At 70.8% G+C, this 4,382-nt stretch carries 6 protein-coding genes; 5 read left to right on the top strand and 1 reads right to left on the bottom strand.

Annotation, left to right across the window (positions count from 1 at the left end):
- The 5 genes from E1291_RS39560 to ahpD form a co-directional block, all read left to right on the top strand.
- The coding region (locus E1291_RS39560; protein WP_165495394.1) for a transposase at positions 1 to 262 on the top strand (262 nt) is incomplete at its 5' end.
- Between the two features lie 82 nt (positions 263 to 344).
- Positions 345 to 518 carry a hypothetical protein gene (locus E1291_RS42865; protein WP_165495522.1) on the top strand — a complete coding sequence of 58 codons (174 nt, stop codon included), beginning with the start codon at positions 345 to 347 and terminating at the stop codon, positions 516 to 518.
- Entirely contained in the window at positions 518 to 859 is a 342-nt protein-coding gene (locus tag E1291_RS39555) for a hypothetical protein (protein WP_131743137.1), read from the top strand. The genes E1291_RS42865 and E1291_RS39555 overlap by 1 nt, the downstream gene beginning before the upstream one ends.
- Before the next feature lie 365 nt (positions 860 to 1,224).
- A complete protein-coding gene (locus tag E1291_RS39550) occupies positions 1,225 to 1,785 on the top strand; it encodes a peroxiredoxin (protein ID WP_131743136.1) in 561 nt (186 codons plus the stop codon).
- Between the two features lie 72 nt (positions 1,786 to 1,857).
- The gene (ahpD, locus tag E1291_RS39545) at positions 1,858 to 2,400 is read left to right on the top strand and encodes an alkylhydroperoxidase, AhpD family (RefSeq protein ID WP_131743135.1); all 543 of its coding nucleotides are present in this window, start codon (positions 1,858 to 1,860) and stop codon (positions 2,398 to 2,400) included.
- 64 nt (positions 2,401 to 2,464) lie between these two features.
- Here ahpD and guaA read toward each other — a convergent pair whose 3' ends face one another.
- On the bottom strand, positions 2,465 to 4,060 hold the full coding sequence (gene guaA / locus E1291_RS39540) for a glutamine-hydrolyzing GMP synthase (protein ID WP_442316404.1): 1,596 nt from the start codon (positions 4,058 to 4,060) through the stop codon (positions 2,465 to 2,467).
- Between the last annotated feature and the right edge of the window lie 322 nt (positions 4,061 to 4,382).

Raw genomic sequence — 4,382 nt, 5'->3', positions numbered from 1 at the left:
CAAGCTGCACGGTGACAAGGGCTATGACTATCGGCACCTGCGCCGCTGGCTACGCTCGCGCGGCATCGTGGCACGCATCGCCCGCCGTGGCGTCGAGTCCTCGCAACGGCTGGGCCGCCACCGCTGGGTGGTCGAGCGCACCGTCTCCTGGCTGGCCGGCTGCCGCCGTCTGCACCGCCGCTACGAACGCAAGCCCGAGCACTTCCTGGCCTTCGTCGGCATCGCCGCCGCCCTCATCTGCCACCGCCGCCTCACCAAATGAAACGACCTCTAAGGCGCCCCTTCACCTCCCTTCACCCCCTTATCCCGGAGACCCCCTTGCCTTCCAAACTGAGGAACTGCCGATGAGCGGCCTGCTCGCCGTGGTTCTAGGGCGCAAGCCGGACCGGCAGACCCTTGCCGCAGCGTGCGCGGTCCGCGCCCTGCGGCACCCCTACCTCGGCCTGCCGACCCTGTCGGTGGCGGGTTCCGCAGCCCTGCCGGCGACCTTGCCCCGGCGCGAACTGAAGCGGGTCTGATGGGCGCCTCGGAGAGCGCGTTTCAGCGCCTCGACGAGTTGTCCACACTGATCGGTCAGCGCCTCCCGCACATCGCGCCGCTTCGTCCGGCCGGAACGAGCATCCTCCACCTGCTGCGCGCCGGGCTCGGCGCCCGGTACGTCATCTGGGATCGGGAGGAGGACACGTACCGCTGGTACGGCCCGTCGGGACGCGGTGCGGCGCTCGGCCGCACCGCCGGACAGGCGATCGAACTGATCGCTGCGGCACTCCCCGCCCCGGTCCCGCCGATAGGCGGGTGCGAGCCGTGCAAGCGCGGAGATCACCACCTCTGCACGCGCCTCTGCGCCTGTGCGCATTGAAGCTCGGTCTACGCGAGGCAAGAGACGCGGTGGTTTGCACGGAGGGGTAATGATGGGCGTTAATGGGGCAACAAGGCGTTAACGGCGCGTTGCCCGGCACCTCGGGCGCTCACGGAGCGTGAGGGTTATCGGGCCGCCGGATGTGATTTACGTCAAGTGGGCGGACGGTGTCCTGGGGCGGCGTGGGCGTGAGCACCGGTCAGGGAGCCCTCAGTGGGGCTGATAGGAAGCTCCTATCGGTCTTTTGGGATAGATCGATTTCTCTTTCGCTTCGGGGTGCGGCACGCTGAGTGACCTCAGCCGCGGGGCTCGGACCAGGGCGCCCGCGGCCTCCCATCACGTATTCCGTAGTCGAAGGAGCCTGCGTGCTTACTGTCGGTGACCAGTTCCCCGAGTACGAACTGACCGCCTGCGTCTCGCTGGACCCGGACAACGCGTTCGAGACGATCAACCACAAGTCCTACGAGGGCAAGTGGCGTGTCGTGTTCTTCTGGCCGAAGGACTTCACCTTCATCTGTCCGACCGAGATCGCCGAGTTCGGGCGCCTGAACGAGGACTTCGCCGACCGCGACGCCCAGGTGCTCGGCGCGTCCGTGGACAACGAGTTCGTCCACTTCGCGTGGCGCAAGGACCACCCGGACCTGCGCGAGCTGCCGTTCCCGATGCTGTCGGACCTGAACCGCGAGCTCACCGCCGCGCTCGGCATCCTCACCGAGGACGGCGTGGCGCAGCGCGCGACGTTCATCGTCGACCCGAACAACGAGATCCAGTTCTCCATGGTGACCGCCGGCTCCGTCGGCCGGAACGTCAAGGAGGTCCTGCGGGTCCTGGACGCGCTGCAGAGCGACGAGCTCTGCCCGTGCAACTGGAACAAGGGCGAGAGCACCCTGGACGCCGCCAAGCTGTTGGCCGGGGCCGGAGTCTGACCGCCCGTACGAGGACCGGCCGGCCGCGGCCTTCCGGCGCGGCCGGCCGTTCGCACGAAAGGACGCACGACCATGAGCGTTGACGCGCTGAAGAGCGCCCTCCCGGGCTATGCCAAGGACACCAAGCTCAACCTCGGCTCGCTGACCTCCACCTCGCAGCTCACCGACCAGCAGCTGTGGGGGACGGTGCTGGCCTGCGCGCTCGCCACCCGCAGCGCGACGGTCATCCGCGAGCTGGCCGACGAGGCGGGCGACAACCTGTCGGCCGAGGCGTTCGAGGCGGCCAAGGCCGCCGCGTCGATCATGGCGATGAACAACGTGTACTACCGTGCCACGCACCTCATCGGCGACGAGACCTACGCGACGCTGCCCGCGAAGCTGCGGATGAGCGTCATCGCGCGGCCGGGGGTCGACAAGGTCGACTTCGAGCTGTGGTCGCTGGCCGTGTCGGCGGTCAACGGCTGCGGGCGGTGCCTGGAGTCGCACGAGAAGGTCCTGCGGGACGGCGGGCTGTCCCGCGAGCTGATCCAGGAGGCGCTGCGCGTGGCGGCGGTCGTGAACGCGACCGCCGCGACGCTGGACGCCGAGGCGGCGCTGGCCCCCGCGGCGGTCTGACCCGCTCACGAGCGAGGCCCGGACGCGGCGCGGCGTCCGGGCCTTCTTCATGCCCGTCCCGGGGCTACTCCCACTCGATGGTGCCCGGGGGCTTGGAGGTGATGTCGACCGTGACCCGGTTGATCTCGCGGACCTCGTTGGTGATGCGGGTGGAGATCCGCTGCAGCACGTCGTAGGGCAGCCGCGCCCAGTCGGCGGTCATCGCGTCCTCGCTGGTCACCGGACGCAGCACGACGGGGTGGCCGTAGGTGCGGCCGTCGCCCTGCACGCCGACGGAGCGGACGTCGGCCAGCAGCACCACCGGGAACTGCCAGATCTCCCGGTCGAGCCCGGCGCGGGTCAGCTCCTCGCGGGCGATCGCGTCGGCCTCGCGCAGGACGTCGAGGCGCTCGCGGGTGACCGCGCCGATGATGCGGATGCCGAGCCCCGGGCCGGGGAACGGCTGCCGCCACACGATCTCGCCCGGCAGGCCGAGCTGCTCGCCGAGCGCGCGCACCTCGTCCTTGAACAGCGTGCGGAGCGGCTCGACCAGCTGGAACTGCAGGTCGTCCGGCAGGCCGCCGACGTTGTGGTGCGACTTGATGTTGGCCGCGCCGGTGCCGCCGCCCGACTCCACGACGTCCGGGTAGAGGGTGCCCTGGACGAGGAACTCGACCGGCTCGGACGCGCCGCCGGGCGCGGCCCCGGCGCCCGCGACGATCTCCCGGGCGGCCTCCTCGAAGACCCGGATGAACTCGCGCCCGATGATCTTGCGCTTCTGCTCGGGGTCGGTGACCCCCTCCAGCGCGGCGAGGAAGCGGTCCTGGGCGTCCACGACGTGCAGGTTGACGCCGGTGACGGCGACGAAGTCCTTCTCGACCTGCTCGGCCTCGCCCTTGCGCAGCAGCCCGTGGTCGACGAACACGCAGGTCAGCTGGTCGCCGATGGCCTGCTGGACGAGCGCGGCGGCCACCGCGGAGTCGACGCCGCCCGACAGCGCGCAGATCGCGCGCCGGCCGCCGACCCGCTCCCGGACCGCCTCGATGGACTCCTCGGCGATGTTCACCATCGTCCAGTTCGGGCGGCAGCCGGCGCCCTCGTACAGGAAGCGCCGCAGGATCTCCATGCCGTGCTCGGTGTGCAGGACCTCGGGGTGGAACTGCACGCCGAAGAAGCCGCGCTCGCGGTCCTCCATGCCGGCGACCGGCGTCACGTCCGTGCTGGCCGTGACGGTGAAGCCCTCCGGCGCGCCGCTGACGTAGTCGCGGTGCGACATCCACACCGCCTGCTCGTGCGGCAGCCCGGCGAAGAGCATGCCCGGCGCGGTGACCTCGACGGTGGCGCCGCCGTACTCGGCGATGTCGGAGTTCTCGACCGTCCCGCCGAGGGCCTGGGCCATCACCTGGTGGCCGTAGCAGATCCCGAACGTGGGGACGCCGAGGTCGAACAGCCCTTCCGGCGCGGCCGGGGCCCCCTCGGCGTACACCGACGCCGGGCCGCCGGACAGGATGATCGCCTTCGGCCGGCGGGCGAGCATCTCCGCGGCCGGCATGGTGGACGGCACGATCTCGCTGAACACATGGCACTCTCGGACGCGTCGCGCGATCAGCTGCGCGTACTGCGCGCCGAAGTCGACGACGAGAACGGTGTCAAAGGACTGGTCTGCGGCCACCAACAACAACGCCTTTCGCACGGCCGGAAGGGATTTCCAGTCTACGGGGCCCGCTGCCTGCGCCGATGCGCGCCGTCCCCGACCAGGACGGGGCCACCGAACGGAACTGGCCGATAACGGTCGGCAACCCTTTACCTTGATCGCGCGCCGGACGGTCTCCGGCCCTGACGGCTCTTGGTAACGTTCTGTGCTCGCACCGTCCCCGTCCGCGTTCGACTCCCTCCCGAGGAGTGCCGTGAAGCTGCTCGCCGCCGCCCTGGTCGCCGCGCTCGTGCCCGCCGTGCCCGCCGGTCCGGCGGGGCCCGCCCGCCCGGCGGCCACCGGCGCCGCG

This window comes from Actinomadura roseirufa (genome assembly GCF_900659635.1).
Lineage (GTDB): Bacteria > Actinomycetota > Actinomycetes > Streptosporangiales > Streptosporangiaceae > Spirillospora > Spirillospora roseirufa.
Note: the sequence above shows the minus strand (reverse complement) of the source record. Positions and strands in the feature narration are given on the sequence as shown.